We start from the raw sequence: 2907 nt of genomic DNA, 5'->3' as shown, positions 1-2907 counted from the left end.
AGCTCGCTAGAACGAAATGAATTACTTCGAACAGTTAAACGTTTAGGCAGGACACTATGGAAAAAATGGTCAGGCTATCATCGGCGAAGTTGGTTGAAACTAAGATGCACTGCATTAAATTATTAGGAGATAAACTCAGCGCAAGGAGTTTTGATAGCCAAGTGAATGAAATTCATGCACGTGTAGCAGTCCTCAACAGATTTACGGAATCAGGTCGACCATTTACCCAAGTTACGCCTTAAATTTGGCTCAATTAGGGGCGCTTTGCATTTCAAATCTTTGTGCAACAAAGCCCTTTGAAAGCGTAAAACTTTCATTGAGAACAACAATGGGTATAGACAGGGACAGTACGAGTTGAGGTGAAACAATAATATTAGTTGTTTTTTAGTTGAACCTTTTTTTGTCAATCGAATTGTTTTTAGTTCAAACATGATGAAGTTTATGAATTAAAATTTAATTCAACATATCATATTTATCTAATTAAAGGATAGTACTTTAACTTATTGAAATCAGGTGAGTGCAAGGGATATATGAAGTTATTGTTTGGTATACTTCGCTTAACATAATCAATATTATACGAAATCAGTGTGTTAGAACCCATTCAAAATGTCTATATTCTCACCAATAAAAATGTCTGGTTTATGATGGTTTTTATCACCATGGACTGGATATAAAATATAGATGCTGATCACTATGTCTGACAAAGAAATTCAACGTCTTGCAGAACTGCAAGACGTTCGAGATCATCATATTACCCAGATTCGTGCTGCTGAAATCCTGAATCTTTCCACCCGTCAAATTACCCGGTTACTGCAGAAATACAAAGTTCAAGGTCCAGCTGCATTAGCCCATACGGGTCGTGGCCAAACCAGCAATTCCAGGCTTTCTTAAGAACTCAGACTCAAGTGCCTCAATATTGTTTCTGATCAACTGCATGGTTTCGGACCAACCTTGGCGCATGAAAAGCTTATTCAACAGGAGTTATGGTTCATTCTGGCCAAGGCAGTCAGTACTGTAGTCGTGCTTTTAGAGCACTATTATTGACGAATAACTGTATTCAAAGTATGTCACGCAGTCTTGCGCAGTACACTGCTCATGTTGGGACAATGCAGTGACTGAAAGCTTCTTTCATACATTGAAAGGTCATGTAATCCATGGCGTGTGTTTGCCACTCGAAAAGAAGCGAATGCTGTCTTGTTTGACTATATCGAGATTTATTACAATCGAATCAGAAGACATTCTGCAAATGGCTGGTTAAGTCCTGAAGCCTTTGAACAAAAATATTGTAAGAATTTAGAGGGATCGACTGTCCACAATACTGTCTAGGATCAGATAAAGGATTCTGCATCTGAAAAAGGCCTTTAGCTTAATTCTGAGCTTCGACTAATGACAAAATATAAGACTTCTACCTCTGAAAATTATAAAAAATCAATTGTTTTGATCTTTAAAGAATGAGGATATAGTATTTGTGAAATTACTTAGCTGCTTAAAACTTAATTCTAATTGGTTAATAGGTGAAAAATGAAATTAGCAGAAGCTCTCTTACTTCGAAGTGATCAACAAAAAAAAATTATTTCACTAAAACAACGTATCAATGCAAATGTATTGGTACAAGATGGTGATAAACCATCTGAAGATCCTAATGAACTATTAAAACAAGTATTTTCTTTAATTCAAGAATTTCAAAAATTAAGTTATGCAATTCATGAAACTAATGCTTTAACAAAATTAAATGATGGTCGTTCTCTACTTGCTTTATTGTCTTTGCGTGATGAATTTGTAGAACAGCACAAAACCCTAACTGCAGCAATAAGTAATACATCTCGTGAATCTGATCGTTATAGTACGCGGGAAATAAAGTGGCATAAAGTTATTCCAGTTTCATCATTACAAAAACAAGCTGATGATATTAGTCTTAAATTACGTGATTTAAATGTGTTAATTCAGTCGAATAATTGGAAAATTGATTTGATTGAAGCCTAATAGTCCTTTAGATATAATCAAGTTGAACATACTGGGCGAGTACAAGATCCCTTACTTCCACAACATAGGATTGTAAATAAAGTGTAGTGGCTTGCAAAGCAAGTGGATAAGCTTAAAATTTTAAGTACAAATCAATCCATCACTTGGCAGAACTCAAATCTTTGTGCAAACAAAGTTACACGTTACTTATAACTACCATGTACTGACAGTATGTTCACCTCAATTACTAAAAATAAAGAAATGAGCAAGCATCAGCTGAAGCACATTCCTATTTTTAATTCGGTTCGGCTTTGTTGCATAACGAGCTGAAAGACAGATTTTGAAAATAGCGGATTCAAATCACAAGTGCGACACATTTGTAGTTAGGTGTATTCGTAGAATCATTAGACTTTTTCAACTCGCAATTGGAAAGCACGCAATGAAGAAATACACCCAACTCTCTCAAGATGAAAGTAAGCGTCCGCTGAGCCCCACTTTTTCTCACTCATGAATACCACGATAGTGTCCACTAAACTTTAAGTGGACACCTATTTATGGATTTAAAGACAGTTATAGACAGCACACCAATGCTAAAAAAGCCCCGTCGAACCTTCACGGCTGAATTTAAACATCAACTTATTCAGCAATGCCAGCAGCCAGATACATCAGTGGCTAACTTAATCGCTGCACTGGTAAACCGAATGAACTTGTAATAACGACTTTCGCAAGAGGTCTATTACTATCATTTAATTATTGCATTAAGTTTAATGATAGGTATTGTATGCGATTTGGCTCGTAATCATTCAGCTATACTCTTTTGATAAAAAAAGCATGACTAAAAGCCATGCCTTGGGTGTTATTCACCAATTAAAATGTCTATGCGATAAACCATTTAAAATGTCCTGTTTTTAACCACAAGAGTCAAGCACAGGATTTAACTTTCTT

General features: G+C 35.7%; 1 protein-coding gene and 3 pseudogenes. All 4 read left to right on the top strand.

The window, feature by feature from the left end; translation table 11 throughout:
• Positions 1-242, top strand: a pseudogene (locus NI468_RS15905) (IS5/IS1182 family transposase); the annotation flags it as partial.
• Between the two features lie 451 nt (positions 243-693).
• Positions 694-969: pseudogene (locus tag NI468_RS15900) on the top strand (helix-turn-helix domain-containing protein); the annotation flags it as partial.
• Positions 963-1326: pseudogene (locus NI468_RS15895) on the top strand (IS3 family transposase); the annotation flags it as partial. The pseudogenes NI468_RS15900 and NI468_RS15895, both read left to right, overlap by 7 nt.
• 195 nt (positions 1327-1521) lie before the next feature.
• Complete coding sequence (locus tag NI468_RS15890) at positions 1522-1983, top strand: DIP1984 family protein (protein WP_004733111.1); 462 nt, start codon at positions 1522-1524, stop codon at positions 1981-1983.
• Positions 1984-2907 lie beyond the last annotated feature (924 nt).

Source organism: Acinetobacter lwoffii, from assembly GCF_024129355.1.
Lineage (GTDB): Bacteria > Pseudomonadota > Gammaproteobacteria > Pseudomonadales > Moraxellaceae > Acinetobacter > Acinetobacter lwoffii_I.
The sequence above is the reverse complement of the archived record's forward strand: the minus strand, read 5'-3'. Positions and strand labels throughout refer to the sequence as shown.

Coding starts and splice junctions, on each gene's coding strand:
- NI468_RS15890 (WP_004733111.1), top strand. CDS start 1,522: ATGAAATTAGCAGAAGCTCTCTTACTTCGAAGTGATCAACAAAAAAAA.